Source organism: Mangrovihabitans endophyticus, assembly GCF_014646155.1.
Classification (GTDB): Bacteria; Actinomycetota; Actinomycetes; order Mycobacteriales; family Micromonosporaceae; genus Actinoplanes; species Actinoplanes endophyticus.
This window is the reverse complement of the sequence record NZ_BMMX01000028.1, coordinates 1-26,142: the sequence shown is the minus strand read 5'-3', so window position 1 is coordinate 26,142 and position 26,142 is coordinate 1. Positions and strand designations below refer to the sequence as shown.

Here is a 26,142-nt window from a genome sequence, read left to right as displayed (position 1 = left end):
GGCCGCTTGCTCTGGGTCGCTTGCTCTGGGCCGCTTGCTTTGGGCCGCTCGCTTTGGGCCGCTTGCCCTGGTTCGCCGCGTTCAGCACCGCCGGTCGCGGACGCTCGTTGATCCCTTCGCAAGGAACGTGGCGGAGGGGCGGCGGAGGTTATGCGGCGACGGACGATGCTGGCCGGTGGTGCGGCGGCGGCGATGGTGGTGGGGGCGGTGGCCGGCCGGGAGTGGCTCGGTCACGGGCCGGGTCGCGTGCTGCCGGACGTGCCCGCGGGCGACGAACGCCTGGAGACCCGCCGGTCCGCGGCGCGCGGCGTGCAGGTGGATTTCTGGACCGCGGTGCCCGCCGGTCACGGCGACGGCCGCGGCCTGCCGGTGTGCCTGGTGCTGCACGGCGCCTCGGCCACCGCGGCCGACTTCCCGGGGTTCGGGTTCGCCCGGTACCTGACCGCCGCCGTACGCGCCGGCGCCGCGCCGTTCGTGCTGGCCGGGGCGACCGGTGGCGTGCCGCACAACCAGCGGATGTGGCGTGCGGAGGTGCCCGTCTGGTGCGGGCAGCGCGGGTTCGACACCTCCCGGACCGCCGTCTGGGGCTGGTCGATGGGCGGTCACGGGGCGCTCAGCCTGGCCGTGTCCCGTCCGCAGGCGTTTCGTGGCGTCGCCGCATTCGCCCCGGCGGTGCGGCGCGGGGACGACGTTTTCGACGGCGCGGACCGGCTGCGCGACGTGCCGGTGCGGCTGTGGTGCGGGCTGGGCGACGGGTTCGCGGACAACGTGTGGTCGTTGGAGCGGGCCCTGCCGGATGCGCGGGCGAGCTACGGGCGGGGCGGGCACAACTTCGACTACTGGTCGGCCTGCCTGCCCGCGGCGTTCGCGTTCCTCGGCGGCGTGCTGACCCGAGCGTGAGCCGGGCCCGAGCGTGAGCCGGGACGATATATCGCAGATTTAACACAACTCGTCCTCCGCTGCCGGCCGAATCGTCGTCTGCGCGGGCGAGAATGCGGCCACCGCGACGAGGGGACCGCGATGCACGACACCATGTTCCCGGTGCCCGGCGCCGAATTGTGCGCCCGGACCTGGGGTGAACGCAGCGACCCGGCGATCCTGCTGATCGCCGGGTCGGCCCGGTCGATGGACTGGTGGGACGACGAGTTCTGCCGCCGGCTCGCGGCCGGCGGGCGGTTCGTGATCGCGTACGACCAGCGCGACACCGGGCGCTCCACGTCCTTCCCGGCCGGGGCTCCGCCGTACACGCTGCGCGACCTGGTGGCCGACGTGACCGGTCTGCTGGACGCGCTGCGCATCGGCGTCGTCCACCTGGCGGGCATCTTCAGCGGAGCCGGGCTGGCGCTGCGCGTCGCCCTGGCACACCCGGCGCGGGTGCGGTCGCTGACCCTGATGTGCGCCGCGTCGGCGACGCCCGGCACCCGGATCGGCCCGGGACCGCCGCCCGCGGTGGCCGGGAGAGCCGACGCCGGGGCGACGCCGGGCGAGATCGACTGGTCCGATCGCGGTGCCGTGGTGGACCATCTGGTGCGCGAGACGCAGCGGGCGGGCGGCCCGTTCACCGCCGACGAGCCGCAGTTGCGCCGCCTGGCGGAGCGGGTCTTCGACCGCACCCGGGACATGCGCGCCTGCCACCGGAACCACCGCATCGTGGTGGCCACCCCGCCGAGCGCGGACCTGCTGGCGGCGGTGGCCGCGCCCACCCTGGTGCTGCACGGCACGCTGGACACGATGACGGACATGGCGCGGGCGCGGGAGCTGGCATCCGGCATGCCACACGCCAGGCTGGTGGCGATGGAGGGGGTCGGCCACGAGTTCCCGCCCCCGGCGGTGTGGTCACCGGTGGTGGCGGAGATCCTGGCCAGCACCGAGAGGCTGCCACCGGCGGGTGTGCCCGGGTCCGCGCCGTGAACGCGCTCGGCGGCCTTCCCGCACAGTCTGACGTCAAACACTTTGAGTAGCATCTCTCTGCCGTGGCGATCGATAGAAACTCTGCGTGATATCGCTTAAGGTGTCTTCATGCACGTCAGTCATCTTGCTGTGGGAGCTGCTATCACCCTGGGTATATCGGCTGCTTGTTACTCTGCGTTGGATCCCGACGGGTTGACCGCCCGAGCCCGAGAGGTCGCGGGGCAGGCCACCTGCCGTGCCCTGGACCAGGCCACCACCGCCTACCTGGTCGACCACGACGCGGCGCCGCGCACCGTCGAGGACCTGCGTCCGTACGTGCGGGGCGACATCTCCGGCTACCGGATCGACGGCGGGCTGCCCACCGGGCCGGGCTGCCCGGACTGAGCACGGTGCCCCGCCGGGTGACCACGGGCTTCCCGCATTCACACGCCGGCAACACGGCGAAGCGCGGGGAAAACATCCGCGGCGTTGAATCCCTGGCATCCCGCCCGTGCGGCCACCAGGGAGGCTCCGATGTCCGAAGCGAGGGCCGCCGACAGGCATCCCGTCGACCAGATGCTGCCGGCCGGGCGGCTCGCCGTTCTCGGCTTGCAGCACGTGCTGGTCATGTACGCCGGCTGTGTCGCCGTGCCACTGATCGTCGGGGGCGCGCTCGGGCTCGGCACCTCGACCGTCGCGGTCCTGGTGAACGCCGACCTGTTCGTGGCGGGCGTGATCACCTGTGTGCAGAGCCTCGGCGTCGGCCGGATCCTCGGGGTGCGCCTGCCGATCGTGGCGGGGGCGACATTCACCGCCCTCAACCCGATGATCCTCATCGGCAGCCGGTACGGCATGCCCGCGGTGTACGGCTCGATGCTCGCCGCAGGGGTGTTCGGGCTGCTCATTGCCAAGCCCTTCGCGAAGATCATCCACCTGTTCCCGCCGCTGGTCACCGGCACCGTCATCACGGTCATCGGGTTGTCGCTGATCGACGCCGGGGCCGGCCTGATCGCCGGCAACGACGAGAGCGCGCCCGGATACGGCGCCCTCAGTCACCTCGCCCTGGCCGGAGCGATCGTGCTGCTGATCGTGCTGATCAACCGCTTCGGCCGCGGATTCCTGGTCTCGCTGGCGGTGCTGATCGGATTGGCTGCCGGCACGGTGGCCGCGTCGTTCATGGGACTCGTCGACTTCGGCGCCGTGGCCGACGCCGCCTGGTTCGGCCTGGCCCGGCCGTTCTTCTTCGGCGCACCGCAGTTCCCCGTGGCGGCGATCGTGTCGATGTGCGTCGTGATGCTCGTGATCTATGTCGAATCCACCGCCGACATGATCGCGGTCGCGCAACTGACCGGACGGGAACTGACCGAGAACGACATCGCGCGCGGTCTGGCCGCCGACGGCGTCTCCGGGCTGCTGGCCGGCACCTTCAACTCGTTTCTCGACACCGCCTTCGCGCAGAATGTCGGCCTGGTGCAGGTCACCCGGGTACGCAGCCGGTACGTGGTGACCGCGGCCGGCGTCATCCTGGTGTTGCTGGGGCTGATCCCGAAGCTGGGTGAGGTGATCGCGGCGATCCCCGGCCCGGTCATCGGTGGCGCCGCCCTGGTGATGTTCGCCACTGTGACGGCGGTGGGCATCCGCAGCCTGCGCCGTGTGGAGTTCGACGGCAACCACAATCTGCTGATCGTGGCGGTGGCGATCGGTGCGGGCATGGTCCCCGTGGTGGCACCCGCGTTCTACGGCAAGCTCCCCGACGAGATCCAGATCGTCTTCGGCAGCTCGATCACCACGACGGTGGTTATCGTGTTCGCGCTGAACCTGCTCTTCAACCACCTGCGGTGGGGGCGCCCGGACGCGCCGGTGGCGGACCAGGCGAGCACCCCGGACGGCACGCCGGAACCCGCGACACACCCACGGTGATCGATGTATTTTAGGGCGCGGGTCGGATGCCCTGGCCTCGCCACCATCGCGGTGACCGTCGGCATGGACAGAGGCTTCACTCGTTTGATTCTTTCTTTTCGGGCGTTGTTGGCAGATCATTGGCGGACAGACGCGACGTGCCGATGCGGTTATCGTCGGGGCGGCGACAGTGACGGCGACGGAGTGGGTTGCGCATGACCGACGACTGGCAGACCTCCTCCACGAAGGACCTGCGTGCACGCTTCCTCGGCCGCGCCGCCACTGTCGGCGGCGACCAGGCGCGGGCCGGCGGGCGGTGCCGTGCCGACCAGACCGACGGTGACCAGGCCGGGGCCGCCGAGACCGGGGCCGCCGAGACCGGAGCCGATCAGGTCGCGGCCGATCAGGTCGGGGCCGCCGCGACGGTGGGCGGCGAGTCTGGGGGCGGCGAGTCTGGGGACGGTGCCGCCGCGTCCGAGGGCGCGGGAGCCGCCTCGCCCGCGGAACACGACGACGACCACCGGCCCCGCAACCGGCGCGACTTCTCGGCGGTGTTCGGGTACACCGACGTCCGCGACACGCGCATCGGCTGGTGGAACGACGGGCCGGAGGCCGACGAGCATCCCGCCGGCGGGAACATGGTCGGCCGGTTCCGCCGGCTACTCCGCCACTCCCGCCGCGATCAGCGGTAGCCGGGCGCACCGGGCGTCCGTGACCGCTCACGGAGGGCGAAGTCATACCATCTCTCCAGCAAACGGTTGATCCCACGGAGACGGGGTGTCATGGAGACGCTGGAGTTTCAGGCCGAGGCGCGGCAGCTTCTGCAGCTAATGGTCCATTCGATCTATTCGAACAAGGACATCTTCCTGCGGGAGCTGATCTCGAACGCCTCGGACGCGCTCGACAAGCTGCGGCTCGCGGTGCTGGTGGACGGCCTCGAAGCCGACACGTCGGACCTGCACATCGACATCGAGGCGGACACCGAAGCGCGGACCCTGACCGTCCGCGACAACGGCATCGGCATGACGCGTGACGAAGTGGTGGAGCTGATCGGCACCATCGCCAAATCGGGCACCGCCGAACTGCTGCGCAAGCTGCGCGAGTCGGACGCCGAGTCGCGGGAGCTCATCGGCCAGTTCGGTGTCGGCTTCTACTCGACGTTCATGGTCGCCGACCGGGTCACACTTGTCACCCGCAAGGCCGGCACCGAACACGGCATCCGCTGGGAGTCCGGCGGCGAGGGCACCTACACCATCGACGACGACGCGGACGCCGCCGTCGGCACGGCGGTCACCGTACATCTGCGCCCGGCCGACGAAGAGGACGCCCTGTTCGACTACGTGGCCGACGGGAAGATCCGGGAGATCGTCAAGAAGTACTCGGACTTCATCTCGTTCCCCATCCGCATGGGTGACGCGGTGCTCAACTCGATGAAGGCGCTCTGGGCGCGGCCTCGCTCGGAGGTCTCCGAGGAGGAGTACAAGGAGTTCTACCGGCACATCAGCCACGACTGGAGCGATCCGCTCGAAATCATCAACATGAAGGCGGAGGGCACCTTCGAGTACGAGGCGCTGCTCTTCCTGCCCACCCGCGCCCCGCACGACCTGTTCCAGCGGGACGCCCCGCACGGGCTGCAGCTCTACGTCAAGCGGGTCTTCATCATGGACAACAGCCGCGAGCTGATGCCCGACTACCTGCGATTCGTCAAGGGCGTGGTGGACGCCGCCGACCTCTCGCTGAACATCTCCCGGGAGATCCTGCAGCAGGACCGGCACATCCAGATGATCCGGCGGCGCCTGGTGAAGAAGGTGCTCGCCACGGTCACCGACATGATGTCCTCGGATGCTCAGAAGTACCGCACCTTCTGGCAAGAGTTCGGCCGCGTCGTCAAGGAGGGCCTGCTGGCCGCCGACGACAACCAGAAGGCCATCCTGGACATCTCGTCGTTCGCGTCTACCGCCGCCGGGTCTGATGCCGAGTCCGGCGAGGAGCAGATGACCACCCTGGCCGGCTACATCTCCCGGATGAAGGAGGGCCAGGAGGAGATCTACTACCTGACCGGCGAGTCGCGCGCCCAGGTGGAGAACTCGCCACACATGGAGGCGTTCCGGGCCCAGGGCTACGAGGTGCTGCTGCTCACCGACCCGGTGGACGAGATCTGGGTGGACGCCGTCGCGGACTACGACGGCAAGAAGCTGCAGTCCATCGCGCGGGGCGCGGTCGACCTCGGCGAGGACACCGACGAGGACAAGCCCGCCGAGGGCGAGTACGCGGACCTGCTGACCTATCTCAAGGGGGCGCTGGAGGAGCAGGTCAAGGACGTGCGCCTGTCACACCGGCTGACCACCTCCGCGGCGTGCCTGGTCAGCGACGCCGACGACATGACGCCCGCGCTGGAGCGGATGTACCGGGCGATGGGCCAGGAAGGGCCGCGCGTAAAGCGGATCCTCGAACTGAACCCGAACCACCCGCTGGTCACCGGGCTGCGGGCGGCGCACGAGCAGAAGGCGGACGATCCGGCCCTGCCGGAGACCGCGGAGTTGCTCTACGGGACGGCGCTGCTGGCCGAGGGCGGCGACCTGGAAGACCCGGCGCGTTTCGCGAAGCTGTTGGCGGACCGGCTGGCGCGCACGGTGTGAGCAGTCCCGCCGGTGGCGTTTCCGTCTCTCACACGGGGCGCCGCCGGCGGACCGCACACCGGTGCTGCCGGGAGGCCAGGTCTCTCGGGAGGCCAGGTCCCTCGGGAGGCCAGATCTTCGGGAGGCCAGGTCCCTCGGGAGGCCAGATCCTCAGGAGGCCAGGTCGGAGAAGAACGCGCCGATGTTGCGGAACACGTTGGCCACGCCGTCGCCGAGGCTCCGGGCGATGTCGGCCGCCGGACCCGGGTTGGTGCCGATGTAGAAGATGACCAGTGCGAGCACGATCCAGCCGACGACCTTTTTCACTGCGGCACCCCCTCCGGCGATGACGGTCTCCCGGAAGGGATCGTGACACGGATGAGTGACGATTTCTGGGAGATCGACCGCCGCGTCACCCCGGAATCTTTGCGTGATCGAATCGGTGCTTAGAGTTCACCCGTACGGGGTACGCGCACCGCATGACCCCCCTCACCGCCGAGGCCATCACCGATGCCGGCACCTCTCAGCTCGTTCTCGCCGCGGTGCTCGGCATCGCGGCGGTGGTCCTGTTGATCGCGCTCGCCAAGTGGCATCCCTTCCTGGCCCTGGTGGTGGGTGCGGCGGTGCTCGGCATCGTGGCCGGCGCGGTGCCGTCGGCGACCGTCGAGTCGTTCACCGACGGGGTGGGCAGCACGGTGGGCAGCGTGGGCTTGCTGATCGCCTTGGGTGCGATGATCGGCACCCTGCTGGCCGAGTCCGGCGGTGCGGACGGCATCGTCGCGACGGTGGTGTCCAAGGTTTCCGGCACGGCCCTGCCGTGGGCCATGGCCGGTGTTGCGGCGCTCGTCGGCCTGCCGCTGTTCTTCGAGGTCGGTGTGGTCCTGCTGGTGCCGATCGTGCTGCTGGCGGCGCGCCGCACGTCGGTGCCGCTGCTGCAGATCGGCATTCCGGCGCTGGCCGGGTTGTCCGTGCTGCACGGCCTGGTGCCGCCGCACCCGGGGCCGCTGGCCGCGATCGCCAACCTGCACGCCAACCTGGGCCTGACCCTGGTGTTCGGGCTGATCTGCGCGATCCCGACGGTGCTGGTGGCCGGCCCGGTGTTCGGCAACTTCATCGCCCGCCGGGTGCCGGTCGCGGTGCCGGCCGGCCTGGTAGCCGAGCGGCATGCCGCCGCGGTCGGCGGGCGCGGCGCCGACGGGGGAGCACCCGGCGAGCTGGCCCGGCCGGATGAGCTGGCCCGGCCGGATGAGCTGGCCCGGCCGGATGAGCCGGCCCGGCCGGATGAGCCGGCCCGGCCGGATGAGCTGGACAACGCCGTCACGGGTGCGCGCGACGAGCCCGCCGCGGAGCCGCCCCGGCCTGCGCCCGGCTTCTGGCCCGCCGTGCTGACCGTGCTGCTGCCGATCGTGCTCATGCTGCTGCGGGCCGTCGCCGAACTCACCCTCGCCGAGGACAACGGCGTGCGTGGCGCCCTTGAGGTCATCGGGGAGCCGGTGGTGGCGCTGCTGGCCGGGGTGCTGCTGGCCACCTGGACGCTGGGCAAGCGTGCCGGGTTCGACCGGGCGCGCACCTCGGCGGTGGTGGGCGGCGCGCTGCCCCCGATCGCCGGCATCCTGCTCATCGTCGCCGCCGGCGGTGGTTTCAAGCAGGTGCTTGTCGACGCTGGCGTGGGCAACGTGGTCGCGGACGCCGCGAAGGACGCGAACATCTCGGCGCTGCTGCTGGGCTTCCTCGTGGCGGTGGGCATCCGGGTGGCGACCGGGTCGGCGACGGTGGCGACGATCACCGCGGCGGGCATCGTGGCCCCGCTGGCCGGGACGCTGAGCACGCCCGAGGTGTCGTTGCTGGCGCTGGCCATCGGGTGCGGCTCGCTGTTCTTCTCGCACGTCAACGATGCCGGGTTCTGGCTGGTCAAGGAGTACTTCGGGATGACCGTGGGGCAGACCATCAAGACCTGGTCGGTGATGGAGACGATCATCTCGGTGGTGGGCTTCGCCTGCGTGCTGCTGCTGAGCCTGGTGGTCTGAGGGGTCCGGTTCTGCTCAGGGGCGTACGCCGTGCAACGCGACGTGCAGGTAGCGCCTCGCGGCGACACGCACGGCCTCCCGGTCGTGGGCGCGAACGTGTGCGGCATGGGCGATGCCGCACACGATCGCGACGAGGTCTTCGACGGTCAGGTCGCGGTGCACGGCGCCGTGGTTCTGGGCGCGGCTGAGCACCTCGGCCGCCGAGACGACCAGGGATTGTTTGAGGGTCTGTGTCTGCGGCAGGGCGTTGCGGGCAGCCGCCATCACCGGAGACAGCGAGGCATCGGTGACCTGGGCGTCCACGATCGTGCCGAGGAGGGCGGTCAGTCCCTCGCCGGGGTCCGGCGCGGCGAGAGCGGCCCGCGCCTCGTCGATCAGTGACGCGAAGCAGGGCGCCGCGATGGTCTCCAGCAGGGCCTCCGGGGTGGGGAAGTTGCGGTAGGTGGTGGCGACCCCGACTCCCGCCCTGCGTGCCACGTCGTTGAGGAGCAGCGGCTCGCCTTCGTCGACCATGCGGCGGCCCGCGGTGATGATGCGCTGCCGGTTGTGGGCGGCATCCTTGCGAAGCGGGGCGGACGTCACGCGTCCAGATTACTGGATGATCTATCCACTAGCTTTGATAGGGTGAAGTGGATAGATCATCCATCTCAGGCGCGGTCCTCTGCGCCGCTCCCCGGGGGAGGGGAATCCATGCGATTCACCGTTTCCGACGTGCCGAATCTTGCTCCGGGATTCACCGATGTCTTCAGCAGCCGGTTCATCGACGTGGGTGACGTCTCCCTGCATGCCGTCGTCGGCGGCGACGGGCCGCCGCTTCTGCTGCTGCCGGGGTGGCCCAAGTTCTGGTACTCCTGGCGCCTGGTCATGCCCGCCCTGGCCGAACACTTCACCGTCGTGGCAGCGGACATGCGCGGCATGGGCGCCAGCGCGAAACCGGCGACGGGCTATGACGCCGCGAACCTGGCCGACGACATGGCGTCGGTGATGACCGGCCTCGGCCATGACCGCTTTGACCTGGCCGGGCACGACCTCGGCATGATGGTGGCGTACGCGGTGGCCGCTCGCCACAGGGGCCGGGTCACCAGACTGGCGGTGGCCGAGGCGATCCTGCCGGGATTGTCACCCTCGCCGCCGCTGATGATGGATCCGGCCATGAACGAATTTCTGTGGCATTTCGCCTTCAACCGGCTGCACGACATCAACGAGCGCATGGTCGCCGGCCGGGAGGAGATCTACTTCGGGCACCAGTTCGCCTCGAAGGCGGGCCGCCCGGACGCCATCCCGCAATACGCCGTCGACCTGTACGTCGAGGCGCTGCGCGACCCGGCCGCGCTGCATGCCAGCTTCCAGTTCTATCGGGCCGAGGAATCCGTCGCGCAGGTCGTGGGCTGGCACCACGACGGTCAACTGGACATGCCCGTCCTGGCGATCGGAGGCGAACTGTCGTACGGAACGGCGATCGAGGAGGTGATGCGCCTCGTGGCGAAGGACGTCACCGGCGTGGTCATCCCCGGGGTGGCCCACTACGTGCCCGAAGAGGCGCCGGAGGCGGTCGCCCGGGAACTCCTCGGATTCTTCCGGCGATGAGGGGACCGCCGGCGACGGCGGGCCGGGTCGCCGGTCTCATCACCAACGGTGACGTATGCTTCGCCACTTTCTCAAGGTCGTCACAGATGCGCGGGGCAGACTGATCACCATGCGTAGACGAACTCTGCTCCTGGCTGCCGCCGCGGCGGGCACCGGCGCGCTGTCTGCCTGTGGGGAGGCCGGGCTGAGCAGCGACACGCCGATCGCCGCGTCGACCGCGTCGTCGTCGCTGGCGCCGCGCAGCGTCACCGCGTACGTGCCGCCAGCGGGCAGCGCGCCGGACCGTGCGTTCGCGGTCGGCCGCCGCGACGTCGATTTCGCCCGCGGCGCACGGGCGCTGCCCACCCGGTTCTGGTACCCGTCGTCCGGCGCGGCGCCGGCCGCCGGTCCCGACCCGGTGGACGGCGCCGACGTGGCGCCGGGCCGGTTCCCGATGATCCTGTTCAGTCACGGGTACACGGCGCAGCCGGAGGACTACGCGGGCATGCTGGCGCGGTGGGCGCAGGCCGGGTTCGTGGTGGCCGCGCCGACCTACCCGCACACCTCGCACGGCGCGGACGACCTGGACGCGGGCGACATCGTCAACCAGCCGGCGGACGCCTCGTCCGTGATCGATCAGGTGCTCGCCCGCGGCGGTGACCCGCTGGGCGCCGCGGTGGACCCGGCGCGGCTCGGCGCGGCCGGTCACTCCGCGGGCGGCATCACCACGGTGGGGTTGTTCAGCGCCCACCGCGACGACCGGCTCACGGCGGGTGTGGTGCTGGCCGGCACGGACTTCCTCGGCGCGCCGTTCACCGGCCCGCCGGCCGCCATGCTCTATGTGCACGGGCGCAAGGACGACACCATCGCGTGGTCCGCCGGGCACACCGTCTTCGCGGCGACACCGTGGTCCCGGGCGATGCTGTCGATCACCGACGGCGGGCACCTGACGACCGGCGACTCCTTCGAGGCGGTCACCCGCACCACGACCGAGTTTCTGCGCTGGAGCCTGGACGGCGACGAGGCGGCGAAGGGACGCATCCCGCAGGCGGCCGCGGTCGACGGCGTGGCCACCCTGGACGACCAGCTCTGAAAAGGGCCGGCTCGCTGATCGGGCCGGCTCACTGATCAGCCGGGCTGCGGCGCCGTGCCGGTGCTGTCGCGCACCACCAGCTCGGTGGCCAGCTCCACCCGGGGCGTCTCGATCGGTTCGCCCGCCGCCAGCCGCAGTGCGGTGCGCGCGGCCAGCCCGCCCATCTCCGCCAGCGGCTGTCGCACGGTGCTCAGCGGCGGCGATGCCCAGCGGGATTCCGGCAGATCGTCGAAGCCGATGATGCTGATGTCGTCCGGCACCCGCAGGCCGCGCCGGCGTGCGGCCTCGTAGACCCCGAGCGCCATCTGGTCGCTGGAGGCGAAGATCGCGGTCGGCGGGTCCGGCTGGGCCAGCAGCTCGGTGCCCGCGGTGAAGCCGGACTCGTGGTAGAAGTCGCCCTGGGCGATCAGCGACTTCTCCACCGGGATGCCGGCCGCCTCCAAGGCGGCGCGATACCCGTCCAGCCGGGCGCGGCTGCACAGCACGTTCTTCGGCCCGGCGACCAGAGCGATCCGGCGGTGTCCCAGCTCCACCAGGTGCTGGGTGGCGCTGAGCCCGCCGGCCCAGTTGGTCGCGCCGATGGTGGGCACGCCGGTGGCGACCCCGCCGGCCGGGTCCACGATCACCGCGGCGATGTTCAGCCGCTGCAGCTCGGCGTGGATCGGCAGGGTCATCTCGGTGATCACGAAGATCACCCCGTCCGAGGCCCGGGCGCGCAGGTTCTGCAGCCACTGCCGGGTGGACGACGACCGGCTGTGCACCGCGGACACCACCGTGCCGACACCGGCGGCGTGGGTGACCTCCTCCACGCCGCGGATCAGCTCGACCGCCCAGGGGCTGTTGAGGTCGTTGAAGACCAGGTCGATCAGCGCCGCCCGGCCCGGCTGCCGACGGGAGGCGCGCCGCCGGTAGCCGTGCTCGTGCAGCAGCCGCTCGATGCGGTCGCGGGTCTGGGGCGAGACGTCGGTGCGCCCGTTCAGCACGCGCGAGACGGTGGGCACCGACACCCCCGCCTCGCGCGCGATCGTCGCAATCGTCACGCGGCTGCCGTCCACGGTCACAGGCGTTCCCCTCCCGAGCCCGTACGGCCGGAAGTTTCGACCGCAAGTCTCGGAAGTATTTCACAGCCCTCGCTCAGCTCACGCTGCGGTAAAACGTGAGAGGCATTAACCTTTGGCCATATCGACCGGTTTCACTGCCCCTCCGGGAGGCCGACGTGTCGCTGCGTACCCGTCTTCTCGCCGTCTCCTCGGCGGTGCTGCTGCTGGTGACGGCCCTGACCGGCGGCCCGGCGCCGGCCGCGCCACCGGGCGGATATCTGGTCGGCGTGGGCATCGGCGACATCACCGGCGAAGCCGCGGAAGTCGGCATGCTCGGGTACGCCGATCCGGGGCAGACCACCGCCGGCCTGGCGTCCCGGCAGTGGGCGCGGGCGTTCGTGGTGGCCGACGCTGCCGGCCGGCACGTCGCCTTCGTCAGCACCGAGATCGACTTCGTCAGCCAGGCCGTGCAGCAGGAGGTGCTGCGCCGCCTCGCCGCGGAACACGGCGACGTCTACGGCGACGCCAACGTGGTGATCACCGCCACCCACACCCACTCCGGGCCGGGCGGCTTCTCCGAGTACACGCTCTGGAACCTCACCACCTTCGGCTTCGAAGCGCCGGTCTTCGAAGCGATCGTGTCCGGGATCGTGCGGGCGATCGACGCCGCCGACGCGAGCCTGGCGCCCGGCACCGTCAAGATCGCCGAGGGCACCCTGCGCGGCGCCAACGTGAACCGCTCGCTGCCGGCCTTTCGCGCCGACCCGCCGGCCGACCAGGCGCGCTTTCCGGACGCGGTGGACACCCGGATGACCGTGCTGCGCTTCGAACAGGGCGGCACCGGCGTCGGTATGATCGACTTCTTCCCCACCCATGGCACGTCGATGACCCCGTCCAACCATCTGATCAGCGCCGACAACAAGGGGTACGCCGCACACCTGATCGAGGACGGGGTGCACGGCGTGGACTGGGCGCACCGGGGTGCCTTCGTCGCCGCGTTCGCGCAGACCAACGCCGGCGACATGTCGCCGAACCTGCGCGACGGCGGTGCCCTCGGCCCGACCGACGACGAGTTCGAGAACACCCGCATCATCGGGCAGCGGCAGGCCGACAAGGCGCAGGAGCTGTACGCGTCGGCCACCGAGGAGCTGACCGGCCCGATCGACTTCCGGGGCCGCTACGTCGACTTCTCCGACGTCGAGGTGTCCGGCGCGTACACCCCGGACGGGCAGCCGCACCACACCTGTCCGGGCGCGCTGGGGCAGAACTTCACCGCGGGCGCCGAGGACGGGCCCGGCCCGCCGATCGTCGACGAGGGCGACATGCGCACCAACCCGCTGTTGCTGCTGGCCGGCATCGTGGTCAACCCCACCCCGCCGGACGTACGCGCGTGCCAGGCGCCCAAGCAGGTGTTCCTGGGCACCGGCAGCCAGCACCCTCCGTGGACGCCGCAGGTCATGCCGTTGCAGGTGCTGCGCATCGGGCAACTGGCCGTCACCACGGCACCGGGCGAGTTCACCATCGTGGCCGGGCAGCGGGTGCGCGACGCGGTCGACGCCGAGCTCAGCGGGGTCACCACGCACCAGATCCTGGCCGGGTACGCCAACACGTACGCCGGATATGTGGCCACGCCCGAGGAGTACGACCTGCAGCATTACGAGGGCGCGGCCACCCACTTCGGGCGGTACACCGGACCCGCGTACGAGCAGGAACTCGCCAAGCTGGCGGCGGCGCTGCGCGATGGGCGAACCACGCCCAGCACGGTCCGCCCGCCCGCGCTGCCGCAGAACCGGATCAGCGCGCGGCCCGGCGTGGTGCTGGACACCCCGCCGCTGGGCAAGTCGTTCGGCTCGGTGCTCGTCCAGCCCGGCGCCGCGTACGGCCGGGGCGCCACCGTGCGGGTCGACTTCGTCACCGGCCACCCGAACAACAACCTGCGCGACGAGGGCACCTTCGTGGAGATCCAGCGGCAGGCCGGCGGGCAGTGGCACACGGTGGTCACCGACTCCGAATGGCAGACGACCTATCGCTGGGAGCGGGAGTATCTGAGCGTCTCCACGGCGCACATCACCTGGACCGTGCCCGCCGACACGCCCGCGGGCACCTACCGCGTGGTGCACCACGGCGATGCGAAGAACCTGCTCGGCGTGATCACCCCGTTCACCGGCGCCAGCCGCGCCTTCACCGTCGGCTGACACGCGAACGGGCCGCCGGCGTGTGGAGGTGACGCCGGCGGCCCGTTCGCGGACCGCTACGGATGGTTCAGCCGAGCAGCGTGGGGATCTTCTCGAACAACTGCGTCGTGAAGGTCACCATCTCGTGCAGCATCCAGTTGCCGGACACCAGCAGGGCGACGCCCACGCCGATGGCCTTCGGCACGAACGACAGGGTCGGCTCCTGCACCTGCGTCACCGACTGGAACAGGGAGATCGCGAATCCGATGGCGAGGGCGGTGAGCAGGATCGGTGCGGCCATCTTCGCCGCGACGGTCATCGCCTGCAGGGCCAGTTCCACAATCTGCGTGTCGGTCATGCCCTGCACTTCGGGCCCGGCGGCGCAGGGGGGAGCGCAGTCGGGGCGCACGCCGGTTGCGGTCCGGTTCGTGCGCTCCCGCTCAGCCGGGCAGCAGCGCGAGTTTGCCGCGCACGTGGCCTTCCTCCTGCAACCGGTGTGCCCGCGCCGCCTCGGCCAGCGGCAGTTCCCGGGCCACCTCCACGCGCAGCCGCCCCCGGGCCGCCAGCTCGCCCAGCTCGGCCAGTTGCTCGCCGTGCGGGCGCACGAAGACGTAGCGCCCGCCCTGCTCCTTGACGGCAGGGTCGACCACCGACACATGCCGCGCCGGGTTACGCACGAGCCGGGGGCTCTGCTGCAGGGCCTCGCCCCCGACGAAGTCCAGGGCCACATCCACCCGGCCGTCGCCGCCGACCAGCTCCTCCAGCCGGGCAGGGAGATCCGCGCCGTACTCGACCGGCTCGGCGCCCAGCGACCGCAGGAAGTCGTGGTTGCCCGCCGACGCCGTGCCGATCACCCGCGTGGCGCCGCGTGCCCGGGCGATCTGCACCGCCAGGTGGCCGACGCCGCCCGCCGCGGCGTGCACGAGCACCACGTCGCCCGGGCCGCCGTCCACCGCGGTGAGCGCCTGCGCGGCCGTCAGGCCCGCCAGCGGCAGGGCTCCGGCCTGAGCGAACGTCAAGGCGGCCGGCTTGGGCGCCACCGCCGTCTCGGTCACGCCAACCAGTTCCGCGTACGTGCCGTGCTGCACCGAGTCCTTGCGGGCGTACGCCATCACCTCGTCCCCGACGGTGAACCGGGTCACCGCGGGACCGGCCGCCTCCACCACGCCGGCCACATCCCAGCCGGGGATCAGCGGGGTGTGGTGCGGGAAGGCGCCGCGTAGCCGGCCCGCCCTGATCTTCCAGTCCACCGGGTTGATCCCGGCCGCGCGGACCCGGATCAGCACCGTGTCCGGCCCGACCGCCGGATCCGGCACCTCCCGCATCTCCAGCACGTCCGGGTCACCGAAGTCGTCCAGCACAACAGCTCTCATGTCTGCCGATGGTTCCCCACGTCGCCGCCGGGTAACGCTCGCGAGGTCCCGGGGTGTGCGGGGTCACTAACGGACACCGGACCGGGACACTCTCTCCTTACGTGAGGGTAGGGTTCCGGCTCATGCCCGTCACCTGGCCGACCCGGCTGCGCTCCGCCGCTCCGTCCGGAAACTCCTTCCTGCGATCGCCGCGCGTGCTGCGTACCGAAGTCCTGGCCGGCCTGGTGGTCGCGCTCGCGCTCATCCCGGAGGCCATCTCGTTCTCGGTGCTGGCCGGGGTGGACCCGCGCGTCGGGCTGTTCGCCTCCTTCACCATGGCCGTGACGATCGCCTTCTGCGGCGGACGGCCCGCCATGATCAGCGCCGCCACCGGGGCGATCGCGCTGGTGGTCGCCCCGCTGGCCCGCGACCACGGCCTGGCCTACCTGGTCGCCGCGGTGATCCTCGGCGGCCTCTTCCAGATCGTGCTGGCGCTGCTCGGCGTCGCCCGGCTGATGCGCTTCATCCCGCGCAGCGTCATGGTCGGCTTCGTCAACGCGCTTGCCATCCTGATCTTCAGTGCCCAGTTGCCGCACCTGCTCGGCGTCCCGTGGGCGGTCTACCCGTTGGTCGCGGTGGCGCTGGCGATCATCGTGCTGATGCCGCGGCTGACCACCGCCGTGCCCGCGCCGCTGATCGCGATCGTGGCGCTGACCGGCTTCGCCGTGCTGACCCAGGTCCGGGTGCCCACCGTGGGCGACGAGGGGAAGCTGCCGCACAGCCTGCCGATGCCGGCCTGGCCGGACGTGCCGTTCACGCTGGACACCTTGCAGATCATCGCCCCGTACGCGCTGGGCATCGCCCTGGTCGGCCTGATGGAGTCGCTGATGACCGCCAAGCTGGTCGACGACATCACCGACACGCCGTCCAACAAGACCCGGGAATCCTGGGGCCAGGGCGTGGCGAACATCGTCACCGGCCTGTTCGGCGGCATGGGCGGCTGCGCGATGATCGGCCAGACCATGATCAACGTACGCACGTCCGGCGCCCGCACCCGGCTGTCCACCTTCCTGGCGGGGGCGTTCCTGCTGGTGCTGGTGGTGGTGCTGGGTGACGTGGTGGCCCTGATCCCGATGGCCGCCCTGGTGGCCGTGATGATCGTGGTGTCCGTGTCCACGTTCGACTGGCACAGCGTCGCGCCGGCCACCCTGCGGCGGATGCCCGCCGGGGAGATCATCGTCATGCTCACCACCGTGGCGGCGACCCTGGCCACCCACAACCTTGCGGTGGGCGTGGTGCTCGGGGTGCTGGCGGCCATGGTCATCTTCGCCCGCCGGGTGGCGCATCTGGTCGACGTGACGAGCGTGCTGGACCCGTCCGGCGACATCCGGGTCTACTCGGTGCACGGATCGCTGTTCTTCGCCTCCAGCAACGACCTGGTGCACCAGTTCGACTACCGCAACGACCCGGCGACGGTGATCATCGACCTGTCCGCGGCGCATGTCTGGGACGCCTCGTCGGTGGCCGCGCTGGACGCGGTGACCACCCGGTACGCCGCACGGGGCAAGACGGTGGAGATCTCCGGCCTGAACGAGCCGAGCGCGAGGATGCACCGGGCGCTGGCGGGACACCTCAACGCGGGCCACTGAGCGGGCCGGTGGCCGGCGTCGCGCGCACGCTCCCCGCGGGAGCGGCGGGACACTACGGTGTCCGCATGATGCAGATCGGTGAGGCCGCCGGGCGGGCCGGGCTGAGCATCCGCACGCTGCGGCACTACGAGGAGGCGGGGCTGATCACCCCGTCGGCGCGCAGTGACGGCGGCTTCCGCCTCTACACCGAGGCCGACCTCGGCCGGCTGCGGCTGGTCCGGCGCATGAAGCCGATCGGCTTCACCCTGGACCAGATGCGCGAGGTGCTGCATCTCCTGGACGCCCTGGAGAGCGGCGCCGCGACGAGCGCGGTCCGCGACCGGCTGGCCGAGTTCCACGCGGCGGCGCTGCAACGCGTCCGGACGCTGCGCGACGAACTGGCGACGGCGGAGGAGTTCGTCAGCCGCCTGGAGCACCAGATGTCCGCGCGCATGACCCGCCCCCGCTCGCCCGCCGGGGCCGCCACCGGCCGGCCGCGTCGATCTTGAACTTTCCGGGTCCAGTTCGACCGGATATTCCGTACTAGTCGGACCAGTAAGTTCAAGATCGACGCCGTTGGGCGACGCCGTGGGCGACGCGGTGGGCGACGCGTGCCGGCCGGGGTGGGGGTGGGGGTGGGGGTGGGGGGTCAGTCCATGTTGTGCCGTGCCGTCGCGGGTGTTCGCCACCCCAACATGGCCTCGGTCATCCGGACCGCGTCCACCGCCGCCCGCACGTCGTGCACGCGCACGATCCGGGCGCCGCGCATCACGCAGAAGACCACCGCGGCCAGCGTGCCCGCCAGGCGTTCGTGCTGCGGCAGGTCCAGCGTCTCGCCGATGAAGTCCTTGTTGCTCACCGCCGCCAGCATCGGATAGCCCAGCGTCGCGATCTCGCTCAGGCGCCGGGTCAGCTCCAGCGTGTGCATGGTGTTCTTGTGCAGGTCGTGCCCCGGATCGATGATGATCTGTTCCGGTCGTAGCCCGCGCGCCAGGGCGAGCGTGGCCCGGTCCCGCAGGAAGCCCGCCACCTCCGCCGTCACGTCCCGGTATTGCGGGCGCGGATGGTGCGTGCGCGGCGGGGCCAGGCTGTGGGTGATCACCAGGGCGGCGCCGGTGCCCGCCACCACGTCGGCCATGGCGGAGTCGCGCAGGCCCGAGGTGTCGTTGATCACGCCGGCGCCGGCCGCGATCGCCGCCTCCGCCACCTCCGGACGGTAGGTGTCCACGGACACCACCGCCATGTCGCGCGCCGCCTCGACGACCGGCAGCACCCGGTCCAGCTCCTCGCGGACCGTGACCTCCGGCCCCGGCGCGAAGGGCACCCCGCCCACGTCGATCCAGTCGGCGCCGTCCTCGGCCGCGGACCGGGCGGCGGAGATCGCCCGGTCCAGCGCAAACGTGGCTCCGCGGTCGTGGAATGAGTCAGGGGTGCGGTTGACGATGGCCATCACGGCGATCTGCCGCGCGAAATCGTACGGTCGGCCGCCGATGGTGCGTCGCATGTGCCGACGCTAACAATCGGGTCGAAAACCGCGTACCGGCGGTCCATGATGGCGGGCGTGGCGGGCGTGGCGGACGTACGGGGACCGGTGGTGTTTCTGCGGTGGCTCGCGGCTCGGCAGAAGCGGCTGATCGCGACCGCCGGGTTCTTCGGCAGCGCCTGGATGGCCGGTCTCACCGTGATGCCGCACCTGCTGTCCCAGGCCATCGACCGTGGCCTGGCCGCGCACCGGCCGGGCACCCTGGCGTGGTGGGCCGGCGCGGTGCTCGGCCTCGGCGCGGCCAGCGCCGGGCTCGGCATCATGCGCCACCGGTCCATGACCAAGATCCGTCTGCAGGTGGCGCTGCGCGTGGCCGACCTGATCATCGCCCACGCCACCCGCCTCGGCGCGGCACTGCCGCGCAGCGTCGCCGCGGGCGAGGTGGTGACCATCGGCATCGGCGACGTCTGGCGGGTGGGCCGCGCCTTCATGGCGGTCGGCCCGGGCGTCGGGTCCCTCTGCGGGTACGCGGTGGTGGCCGTGCTGGTCTGGCGGATCTCGCCGATGCTCGCGGCGGTGGTGCTGGCCGGCGTGCCGACCGTGATCCTCGCCGTGACGCCGCTGCTGCGGCGGCTGCAGGCGACCGGGCAGCGCTACCGGGAGCGCCAGGGCGATCTCGCGTCCCGGCTCGTCGACACCCTCGCCGGGCTGCGGGTGCTCAGCGGCCTGGGTGGCAAGCAGGCGCACGCCGACCGGTTCCGCCGCGAGTCGGCCGGGCTGCGCGACGAGGGTTACCGGGTGGCCGAGGCGACCAGTTGGCTCGGTGCGCTCACCCGCGGCCTGCCCGGGGTCTTCCTCGCCGTGGTGACCTGGCTGGCCGCCCGGTCCGCCGCGGCCGGCGGGATCACCGTCGGCGAGCTGGTCGCGGTGTACGCCTACACGGCGATCCTGACCGTCCCGGTGTTCCTGCTCGTGGAGTCCGGCGCGGAGATGATGCGCGGGGTGGTCGCCGCCCGGCGGGTCACCGCGTTCCTGGGGCTGCCCGCGCCGGACCCGTCCGGAGTGAGCGGACCGCCGGCCGCCGCCACGCTGCACGACCCGGAGTCCGGCGTGTCGGTGCCGCCGCGCACGCTGGCCGCGCTGGCCACCGCCCGCACGGCGGACGCGCGGGCGGTGCTCGACCGGCTGAGCCGGTTCGGCGCCACCGACGCCACCTGGGGCGGCATCCGGGTGGACGCGGTCGCGGCGGATGATCTGCGGCCGCGGGTGCTGATGGCCGACGACGACGCCGCCGTGTTCGCGGGCGCGTTGCGCGAGGTGATCGCGGGCCGCGCCGACGCCGACGAGCCGGCGGTTCGGCGGGCGGTGTGGGCGGCGGCCGCGGGCGACGTCGGCGCCGGCGACCTGTCCGCCGGGGTGGAACGCGACGGCCGCAACCTCTCCGGCGGCCAGCGCCAACGGGTGCGGCTGGCCCGCGCGCTGTACGCGGACCCGGAAGTGCTGCTGGCCACCGAGCCCACGTCCGCGGTGGACGCACACACCGAGGCGGCCATCGCGCAGCGGCTGGCGCAGGCACGGGCCGGCCGGGCCACCCTGGTGGCCACCTCGTCACCGGTGCTGCTGGACCGGGCCGACGTGGTGCACTATCTGGTCGACGGCCGGGTGGCCGCGTCCGGCACCCACCGCCGCCTGCTGGCCGACGAGCCCGGCTACCGCGACCTGGTCACCCGGACGGCGGGGGAGCCGGCGTGAGCGTGCTGCCGGTGGCCGGCCGCGCGCAGGTGCGCCGCGCCGCGTGGAGCCTGGTCCGCGCCGACCGGCGCTCCGCGGCGGGCACCATCGGCTTGAACGCGCTCGCCGCGGTCGCCGGCCTGGGTGGGCCGTGGCTGCTGGGCCGCATCATCGACACGGTCACCGGCGGCACCGGCGAGACCGGGCGCATCGACCTGCTCGCCGCCGGGGTGCTGGCGTGCGCGGCGGCTCAGGTGCTGTTCGCCCGGCACGGCGTGCGGCTCGGCCATCGGATGGGCGAACGCGCCGCCGCCCGGATCCGCGAGGGCCTGCTGGATCGTGCCCTCGCCATGCCTGCCGCGGTGGTCGAGCGGGTGCCGCCCGGCGACCTGGCGGCGCGCGGCACCACCGATGTGGACACCGTCGCCACCGCGCTGCGCGACATCCTCCCGGAGATCTTCATGGGCGTGGTGCAGATCGCGTTCCTCGTCGCCGCGGTGATGCTGATCGACCCGCTTCTGGGCCTTGTCGCGCTGCTCGGCTTCGGTGGCATCGGGGTGGTCACGCGGTGGTACCTGCGGCGCGCCCGCGACGCCTACCTGAGCGAGGGCGCGGCCGACTCGGCGGTGGCCGAGGAGATCGGTGCGACCACCGCGGGCGCGCGCACGGTGGAGGCGTTGTGCCTGCAGGAGCGGCGCCTCGCGGCCGGTCGCGCGGCCATCGCGGTCAACCGTGCCAGCCGCTTGCGCACCCTCGCCCTGCGCACCCGCTTCTTCCCGGGGGTGGAGTTCTCCTACAGCGTGCCGGTGGCGGCGGTGCTGCTGGTCGGCGGGATGCGCTACTTCCACGGCGAGATCACCCTGGGCGCGCTCGGCGCCATCCTGCTCTACCTGCGGCAACTGGTCGGCCCGCTGGACACCATCCTGATCTGGATCGAGCAGGTGCAGCGCAGCGCCGCGGCGTTCGCCCGCATCGAGGGCCTGGCGGCGGTCCCGGCGCCGGGCCGCCCGTGCCCGGCGCCGCCGCGCGACGACCGCATCGAGGTGCGCGGCGCGCGGTACGCGTACCCGGGCGGCCCCGACGTGCTGCACGGCATCGACCTGACGGTGCGGCCCGGGGAACGTTTGGCCCTGGTGGGCCTGTCCGGGGCCGGCAAGTCGACGCTGGGGCGGCTGCTGGCCGGCATCGACCGCCCGCATGCCGGCACGGTGACCGTCGGCGGCGTGCCGGTGGGCGACCTGCCTCCGGAGACGTTGCGGCGGCAGGTGGTGCTGGTCACCCAGGAGCATCACGTGTTCCGGGAGACGCTGCGGGAGAACCTGATGTCCCCCGCGCCGGACGGCGAGCTGCGCAAGGCGCTGGCCACCGTGGGCGCGGACTGGGCCGGCGACCTGGACGCCGACCTGGGGGAGCATCCGCCCGACGGTGGCCAGGCCCAGCAGCTCGCCCTGGCCCGGGTGCTGCTGGCCGACCCGCACACCGTGATCCTCGACGAGGCCACCGCGCTGCTCGACCCGAGCACGGCGCGCACGGCGGAACGCGCGCTGGGCGCGGTGCTGACCGACCGCACGGTCATCGCCATCGCGCACCGGCTGCAGACCGCCCACGACGCCGATCGGGTGGCCGTGATGGACGCTGGCCGGATCGTGGAGATCGGCGCGCACGACGACCTGCTGCGGCGCGACGGCCCGTACGCGGCGCTGTGGCGCACCTGGCACGGCTCCTGACCGCGGGCGGCGCGGTCCGGGGCTACGCGCCGGCCGCCGTCAGGCGCTCCACCTGGTCCGGGGTGAGCTTCACCTCCAGCGCGCCCAGGGCGTCGTCGAGCTGGTCCGGCGTGCGCGGGCCGACCAGCGGCACCACCGTGGGGGCGTCCTGGTGCAGCAGCCATGCCAGCACCGTCTGGTTGGGCGTCGCACCCACCTCGGCGGCCACCTGAGTCAGCACCGCCAGCCGCGCGTCGCTGTCCGGTCCGGCGTAGTCCGCCATCGCCGCGTGCCCGTCCCGCTTGGCGGCGTCGTCGTAGATCCCCTTGAGCAGCGGCGAGTACGCGACCAGGCTGACCTGCGGATTGGCCGCCAGATGGTCGAGCTGCTCGGCGCCGGTGATGCTCAACGTGTTCGCGCCGGGCGCCGGGCGCAGATAGGAGTGCTGTTGCTGCACCGCGACCGGGGCGGTCCAGCCGTTCTGCGCGCACAGTCCCAGGATCCGCTCCAGCCGCCAGGTGTGCACATTGGACCAGCCGATGTGCCGCACCGTCCCGGCGCGCACGAACCCGTCCAGCGTCTCCAGTGTCTCCTCCAGGGGCGTGGACCGGTCGTCCACGTGGACGTAGTAGAGGTCCACATGGTCGGTGCCCAGCCGCCGCAGGCTGCCCTCCAGCGATCGGCGCAGCGAGTCGCGCCCGGCGCCGGAGAACGTCCGCCACGCCAGATCCCAGTCCGGCACGCCGTCGGCGCCCCACAGGTCGTTCGGCTCGATGGGCATCGCGGCGCCCTTGGTGGCCAGGAACACCCGGTCCCGGCGCCCACCGCGCATCCATCGCCCGAGAAGCTCCTCGCTCTGGCCGCCGCGGCTGCCCGGGAACGCCCACCACTCGTAGCAGTCGGCGGTGTCCAGGAACGACCCGCCCGCGTCCAGATAACGGTCCAGCATCCGCACCGCGTCCGGCTCGGCGGTGCGGTTACCCATCTGCATGGCGCCCAGCGCGAGGTGACTGACGTGTTCGCCGGTGCGGCCCAGTTCGACTGTCTGCATGCCCGCCACGCTAAGACCTGGAGCGCGCTCCGGGTCAAGACGCGGGCGCGGTGCCGCGTTTGGCCGCCCGGTGCACGGGAAGCCTGCGCGCATCGCCGTGGCGGCGGGCGGCAGGGACGCGGCGGAGCTGGCGGCGGCCAAGGGCACCGGGCTGTTCGCCACCGAGCCGCGGGCCGACCTGGTGCGCACCTTCGGCGAAGCCGGCGGGACCGGTCCGAAGTACGCTGATGAACGCCGGGCCGGACCCGGACGGCTTCCTGGACTTCTTCGCCAAGGAACTGCGCGAGCGCCTCACCGCCGCCTGACGGGACGACGCGGCGCGGCGCGATGCGCCAGACTTGCCGCGTGGCGTCGTTTCCCGCGCGCTGGGCGCGCACCCAGAACTTCTCCCTTGGCCGAGCGGTCCAGCCGGTCATCAGCGCAGACGGGTGCCGGGTGCTGTTCCTGCGCACCCGCGGGCCGGAGGATCCGGTGCGCTGCCTCTGGGCGTACGACACCACGACCGGCCGGGAGGAACTGCTGGCCGACCCGCGGGCGTTCGACGCGCCCCCGGCCGGCACCGACGACGTGGACCGGGTGCGCCGGGAACGGTCCCGGGACCATTCGGCCGGCATCTCCGCGTTCGTCACCGACGCGGACGCGCGCCGTGCCGCCTTCGTCCTGTCCGGCCACCTCTTCCTGCTCGCCGACGGGTTCACCCGGCTCGGCGCCGCCGCACCGGCGAGCGATCCGCGGTTCAGCCCGGACGGCGGCCGGATCGCGTACGTGTCCGCGGGCGCCCTGCGGGTGATCGGCGCGGACGGTGCCGGCGACCGTGCCGTGGCCGAACCGGACGGCCCCGACGTCACCTGGGGGCTGGCCGAGCACGAGGCGGCCGAGTCGATGTCCCGCGACCGCGGCTTCTGGTGGGCGCCGGACGGCGACCGGCTGGCCGTCGCCCGCGTCGACAACGCGGGGGTGCCGACCTGGCACCTGACCGACCCGGCCCGCCCGGATGCGGTGCCGCGCACGCTGCGCTACCCGTATGCCGGCACGCCCAACGCCCGCGTCTCGTTGTTCATCGCCGGTCCGGACGGCCGGGTGGAGGCGGACCTGCGCGCTGCCGAATACCTCGTCGACGTGCTGTGGGACGACACCGGGCTGTTCGCGGTCACCCAGGACCGCCCGCAGCGCACGATGCGCCTGCTCGCCGTCGACCCGGAGAGCGGCGCGTCGTCGGTGCTGCGCGAGGACACCGACCACGCGTGGACGACCATCGTCCCCGGCTTCCCCGCGCACACCGCCGACGGCGCTCTGCTGTGGACGGTCGACGACGGCGACACCCGCCGCCTGACCGTGGACGGGGAGCCGGTCACCCCGCCCGGCCTGGAGGTGTTCCGGTTGCTCGGGGTGGACGGCGGCACCGCGCTGATCGCGGCCTCGGACGAACCCACCCAGACGCATCTGTGGACGTGGAACGCGGCGGACGGCCTGGTCCGGCAGACCACGGAACCCGGCATGCACGGCGGCATCCTGCGTGGCGGCACACTGGTGGTGACCTCGTCCACACTGGACGGCTCCGCGGTCGCCGTGCGCCCGTCCGGCGGTGGCGGCACCGGCACGCTGCACGACGACAGCGCGGCGCCGGACGTGTCCCCGGTCGTGCGGTTGATCCGCGCGGGCCGCAGCGAGCTGCCCACTGCGGTGCTCTTCCCGGCCGGACACAACCCGGGCTCCGGGCCGCTGCCGGTGCTGCTCGACCCGTACGCGGGAACGGCCGTCCGGCGGGTGGTCGCCTCCCGGGCGGCCTACCACGTGTCGCAGTGGTTCGCCGACCAGGGCTTCGCGGTGGTGATCGCGGACGGGCGCGGGGTGCCCGGCCGGGGTCCGCGCTGGGAACGCACGGTGCACCGGGACCGCGCCGACGCGGTGCTGGCCGATCAGGTGGAGGCGCTGCACGCGGTCGCCGAACGGCATCCGGAGATGGACCTGGGCCGCGTCGCGATACGCGGCTGGTCGGCCGGTGGCACGCTGGCCGCGCTGGCGGTGCTGCGCCGCCCGGACGTGTTCCACGCGGCTGCCGCGGGCGCGCCGGTCACCATCGCCCGGCTCTACAGCAGCCACTGGCAGGAGCGATACCTGGGCGACCCGGACGAGGACCCGCAGACGTACGAGCGGAACACCCTGATCGCCGACGCCCCGAACCTGCGCCGCCCGCTGTTGCTGATCCACGGCATGCTGGACGACAACGTGCTGCCGGTGCACACGATGCGCCTGAGCCAGGCGCTGCTGGAGGCGGGCCGGCCGCACACGGTGCTGCCGCTGCACGACGCGAGCCACATGATCGCGCGGCCGGAGACCGCGGAGGCGGTGCTGACCTACGAGGCGCGGTTCCTGCGCGAGGCGCTGGGCCTGTGACACCCTCGTCAACAGGGCAGTCGCCGCCCGCGGCGCAGTCGTCCCGGGTGGCGCAGTCGTCCCGGGTGGCGCAGTCGTCCCGGGTGGCCCAGTCGTCCCGGGTGGCGCAGTCGTCCCGGGTGGCGCAGTCGTCCCGGGTGGCCCAGTCGTCCCGGGTGGCGCAGTCGTCCCGGGTGGCCGTCGCCGCCCGTCGCCTCCCGTGGTCGCGCGTCGCGGGTGGCCGCCGATCTTGACCCTGTACCGGTCGGAAATATCCGATACAACCGCCCAAAGAGCCCCGCGGTCCGCAGCGGGCGGATCGATCTTGGACTTCTCGGTCGGATAAGCCGGATATAAGCGGTCAAGCCTGGCACACAATCCTCAAGATCGGCGCGCGGGGTGGCGTGGCGCGGCGCGGGACGGCGGGGCGCGGGACGGCGCGCGGCGCGGGGTGGCGTGGCGCGGCGTGGCGCGGGACGGCGCGGCGCGGGAGGGCGCGGGACGGCGC

The 26,142-nt window shown here is 72.4% G+C and carries 23 protein-coding genes; 16 read left to right on the top strand and 7 right to left on the bottom strand.

Going from position 1 to position 26,142, the window contains the following annotated elements; genetic code table 11:
* Positions 1 to 150 precede the first annotated feature (150 nt).
* The 6 genes from IEY73_RS23820 to htpG all read left to right on the top strand — a co-directional run bounded on the left by IEY73_RS23820 (position 151) and on the right by htpG (position 6,428).
* Positions 151 to 900, top strand: coding sequence for an alpha/beta hydrolase-fold protein (locus IEY73_RS23820; protein WP_189081530.1), 750 nt, complete (start codon positions 151 to 153; stop codon positions 898 to 900).
* Positions 901 to 1,020: 120 nt separating this feature from the next.
* Positions 1,021 to 1,911 carry an alpha/beta fold hydrolase gene (locus IEY73_RS23815; protein ID WP_189081529.1) on the top strand — a complete coding sequence of 297 codons (891 nt, stop codon included), beginning with the start codon at positions 1,021 to 1,023 and terminating at the stop codon, positions 1,909 to 1,911.
* A gap of 192 nt (positions 1,912 to 2,103) precedes the next feature.
* A complete protein-coding gene (locus tag IEY73_RS23810) occupies positions 2,104 to 2,295 on the top strand; it encodes a hypothetical protein (RefSeq protein WP_189081528.1) in 192 nt (63 codons plus the stop codon).
* A 129-nt stretch (positions 2,296 to 2,424) separates the two neighbouring features.
* The gene (locus IEY73_RS23805; protein WP_189081527.1) at positions 2,425 to 3,810 is read left to right on the top strand and encodes a nucleobase:cation symporter-2 family protein; all 1,386 of its coding nucleotides are present in this window, start codon (positions 2,425 to 2,427) and stop codon (positions 3,808 to 3,810) included.
* A gap of 194 nt (positions 3,811 to 4,004) precedes the next feature.
* Complete coding sequence (locus IEY73_RS23800) at positions 4,005 to 4,481, top strand: hypothetical protein (protein WP_189081526.1); 477 nt, start codon at positions 4,005 to 4,007, stop codon at positions 4,479 to 4,481.
* Positions 4,482 to 4,571: 90 nt separating this feature from the next.
* A complete protein-coding gene (gene htpG, locus IEY73_RS23795) occupies positions 4,572 to 6,428 on the top strand; it encodes a molecular chaperone HtpG (RefSeq protein WP_189081525.1) in 1,857 nt (618 codons plus the stop codon).
* Between the two features lie 150 nt (positions 6,429 to 6,578).
* Here the strand turns inward: htpG and IEY73_RS23790 are convergent, their stop codons facing one another.
* Entirely contained in the window at positions 6,579 to 6,734 is a 156-nt protein-coding gene (locus tag IEY73_RS23790) for a hypothetical protein (RefSeq protein WP_189081524.1), read from the bottom strand.
* 152 nt (positions 6,735 to 6,886) lie between these two features.
* Here IEY73_RS23790 and IEY73_RS23785 point away from each other — a divergent pair, with 152 nt between their 5' ends.
* Positions 6,887 to 8,434, top strand: a complete 1,548-nt coding sequence (locus tag IEY73_RS23785; protein WP_189081523.1) for a GntP family permease — start codon at positions 6,887 to 6,889, stop codon at positions 8,432 to 8,434.
* A 15-nt stretch (positions 8,435 to 8,449) separates the two neighbouring features.
* Here the strand turns inward: IEY73_RS23785 and IEY73_RS23780 are convergent, their stop codons facing one another.
* Complete coding sequence (locus tag IEY73_RS23780) at positions 8,450 to 9,016, bottom strand: TetR/AcrR family transcriptional regulator (protein WP_189081522.1); 567 nt, start codon at positions 9,014 to 9,016, stop codon at positions 8,450 to 8,452.
* 108 nt (positions 9,017 to 9,124) lie between these two features.
* On the opposite strand from IEY73_RS23780, the gene IEY73_RS23775 reads away from it, so the two are divergent.
* A complete protein-coding gene (locus tag IEY73_RS23775; RefSeq protein WP_189081521.1) occupies positions 9,125 to 10,021 on the top strand; it encodes an alpha/beta fold hydrolase in 897 nt (298 codons plus the stop codon).
* Positions 10,022 to 10,130: 109 nt separating this feature from the next.
* Positions 10,131 to 11,093, top strand: coding sequence for an alpha/beta hydrolase family protein (locus tag IEY73_RS23770; protein ID WP_189081520.1), 963 nt, complete (start codon positions 10,131 to 10,133; stop codon positions 11,091 to 11,093).
* 35 nt (positions 11,094 to 11,128) lie between these two features.
* Here IEY73_RS23770 and IEY73_RS23765 read toward each other — a convergent pair whose 3' ends face one another.
* The gene (locus tag IEY73_RS23765) at positions 11,129 to 12,133 is read right to left on the bottom strand and encodes a LacI family DNA-binding transcriptional regulator (protein WP_229716092.1); all 1,005 of its coding nucleotides are present in this window, start codon (positions 12,131 to 12,133) and stop codon (positions 11,129 to 11,131) included.
* A gap of 176 nt (positions 12,134 to 12,309) precedes the next feature.
* Between IEY73_RS23765 and IEY73_RS23760 the strand changes: the two genes are divergently transcribed.
* Positions 12,310 to 14,328: a neutral/alkaline ceramidase gene (locus IEY73_RS23760; protein ID WP_229716091.1), complete on the top strand. Its 2,019-nt coding sequence runs from the start codon at positions 12,310 to 12,312 to the stop codon at positions 14,326 to 14,328.
* Positions 14,329 to 14,395: 67 nt separating this feature from the next.
* Here the strand turns inward: IEY73_RS23760 and IEY73_RS23755 are convergent, their stop codons facing one another.
* Together IEY73_RS23755 and IEY73_RS23750 are read right to left on the bottom strand one after the other, a co-directional pair.
* The gene (locus tag IEY73_RS23755; RefSeq protein ID WP_189081519.1) at positions 14,396 to 14,665 is read right to left on the bottom strand and encodes a flagellar biosynthetic protein FliQ; all 270 of its coding nucleotides are present in this window, start codon (positions 14,663 to 14,665) and stop codon (positions 14,396 to 14,398) included.
* A gap of 82 nt (positions 14,666 to 14,747) precedes the next feature.
* A complete protein-coding gene (locus tag IEY73_RS23750) occupies positions 14,748 to 15,680 on the bottom strand; it encodes an NADP-dependent oxidoreductase (protein ID WP_189081518.1) in 933 nt (310 codons plus the stop codon).
* 122 nt (positions 15,681 to 15,802) lie between these two features.
* Here IEY73_RS23750 and IEY73_RS23745 point away from each other — a divergent pair, with 122 nt between their 5' ends.
* Both IEY73_RS23745 and IEY73_RS23740 read left to right on the top strand, forming a co-directional pair.
* On the top strand, positions 15,803 to 17,308 hold the full coding sequence (locus IEY73_RS23745) for a SulP family inorganic anion transporter (protein ID WP_189081517.1): 1,506 nt from the start codon (positions 15,803 to 15,805) through the stop codon (positions 17,306 to 17,308).
* On the top strand, positions 17,305 to 17,796 hold the full coding sequence (locus tag IEY73_RS23740) for a MerR family transcriptional regulator (protein ID WP_373292863.1): 492 nt from the start codon (positions 17,305 to 17,307) through the stop codon (positions 17,794 to 17,796). The genes IEY73_RS23745 and IEY73_RS23740 overlap by 4 nt, the downstream gene beginning before the upstream one ends.
* A 140-nt stretch (positions 17,797 to 17,936) precedes the next feature.
* Here the strand turns inward: IEY73_RS23740 and folP are convergent, their stop codons facing one another.
* Positions 17,937 to 18,791, bottom strand: a complete 855-nt coding sequence (folP, locus tag IEY73_RS23735; RefSeq protein WP_189081516.1) for a dihydropteroate synthase — start codon at positions 18,789 to 18,791, stop codon at positions 17,937 to 17,939.
* Between the two features lie 57 nt (positions 18,792 to 18,848).
* Between folP and IEY73_RS23730 the strand changes: the two genes are divergently transcribed.
* The gene (locus IEY73_RS23730; protein ID WP_306661530.1) at positions 18,849 to 20,522 is read left to right on the top strand and encodes an ABC transporter transmembrane domain-containing protein; all 1,674 of its coding nucleotides are present in this window, start codon (positions 18,849 to 18,851) and stop codon (positions 20,520 to 20,522) included.
* Positions 20,519 to 22,228 (top strand): ABC transporter ATP-binding protein, encoded by a 1,710-nt coding sequence (locus IEY73_RS23725; protein WP_189081515.1) that lies wholly within the window; start codon positions 20,519 to 20,521, stop codon positions 22,226 to 22,228. The genes IEY73_RS23730 and IEY73_RS23725 overlap by 4 nt, the downstream gene beginning before the upstream one ends.
* A 22-nt stretch (positions 22,229 to 22,250) precedes the next feature.
* Here the strand turns inward: IEY73_RS23725 and IEY73_RS23720 are convergent, their stop codons facing one another.
* Positions 22,251 to 23,258, bottom strand: coding sequence for an aldo/keto reductase (locus IEY73_RS23720; RefSeq protein ID WP_189081514.1), 1,008 nt, complete (start codon positions 23,256 to 23,258; stop codon positions 22,251 to 22,253).
* Positions 23,259 to 23,603: 345 nt separating this feature from the next.
* Here IEY73_RS23720 and IEY73_RS23715 point away from each other — a divergent pair, with 345 nt between their 5' ends.
* Entirely contained in the window at positions 23,604 to 25,655 is a 2,052-nt protein-coding gene (locus tag IEY73_RS23715; protein WP_229716089.1) for a S9 family peptidase, read from the top strand.
* On the top strand, positions 25,652 to 25,888 hold the full coding sequence (locus tag IEY73_RS23710; RefSeq protein ID WP_189081512.1) for a hypothetical protein: 237 nt from the start codon (positions 25,652 to 25,654) through the stop codon (positions 25,886 to 25,888). Before IEY73_RS23715 ends, IEY73_RS23710 begins: the two co-directional genes overlap by 4 nt.
* Positions 25,889 to 26,142: the final 254 nt, after the last annotated feature.

What these genes read in the sequence shown, in the direction of transcription:
- htpG (WP_189081525.1), top strand. Translation starts at nt 4,572, where the DNA reads ATGGAGACGCTGGAGTTTCAGGCCGAGGCGCGGCAGCTTCTGCAGCTA.
- IEY73_RS23755 (WP_189081519.1), bottom strand. Translation starts at nt 14,665, where the DNA reads ATGACCGACACGCAGATTGTGGAACTGGCCCTGCAGGCGATGACCGTC.
- folP (WP_189081516.1), bottom strand. Translation starts at nt 18,791, where the DNA reads ATGCGACGCACCATCGGCGGCCGACCGTACGATTTCGCGCGGCAGATC.
- IEY73_RS23750 (WP_189081518.1), bottom strand. Translation starts at nt 15,680, where the DNA reads ATGAGAGCTGTTGTGCTGGACGACTTCGGTGACCCGGACGTGCTGGAG.
- IEY73_RS23770 (WP_189081520.1), top strand. Translation starts at nt 10,131, where the DNA reads ATGCGTAGACGAACTCTGCTCCTGGCTGCCGCCGCGGCGGGCACCGGC.
- IEY73_RS23820 (WP_189081530.1), top strand. Translation starts at nt 151, where the DNA reads ATGCGGCGACGGACGATGCTGGCCGGTGGTGCGGCGGCGGCGATGGTG.
- IEY73_RS23785 (WP_189081523.1), top strand. Translation starts at nt 6,887, where the DNA reads ATGACCCCCCTCACCGCCGAGGCCATCACCGATGCCGGCACCTCTCAG.
- IEY73_RS23815 (WP_189081529.1), top strand. Translation starts at nt 1,021, where the DNA reads ATGCACGACACCATGTTCCCGGTGCCCGGCGCCGAATTGTGCGCCCGG.
- IEY73_RS23800 (WP_189081526.1), top strand. Translation starts at nt 4,005, where the DNA reads ATGACCGACGACTGGCAGACCTCCTCCACGAAGGACCTGCGTGCACGC.
- IEY73_RS23720 (WP_189081514.1), bottom strand. Translation starts at nt 23,258, where the DNA reads ATGCAGACAGTCGAACTGGGCCGCACCGGCGAACACGTCAGTCACCTC.
- IEY73_RS23805 (WP_189081527.1), top strand. Translation starts at nt 2,425, where the DNA reads ATGTCCGAAGCGAGGGCCGCCGACAGGCATCCCGTCGACCAGATGCTG.
- IEY73_RS23745 (WP_189081517.1), top strand. Translation starts at nt 15,803, where the DNA reads ATGCCCGTCACCTGGCCGACCCGGCTGCGCTCCGCCGCTCCGTCCGGA.
- IEY73_RS23775 (WP_189081521.1), top strand. Translation starts at nt 9,125, where the DNA reads ATGCGATTCACCGTTTCCGACGTGCCGAATCTTGCTCCGGGATTCACC.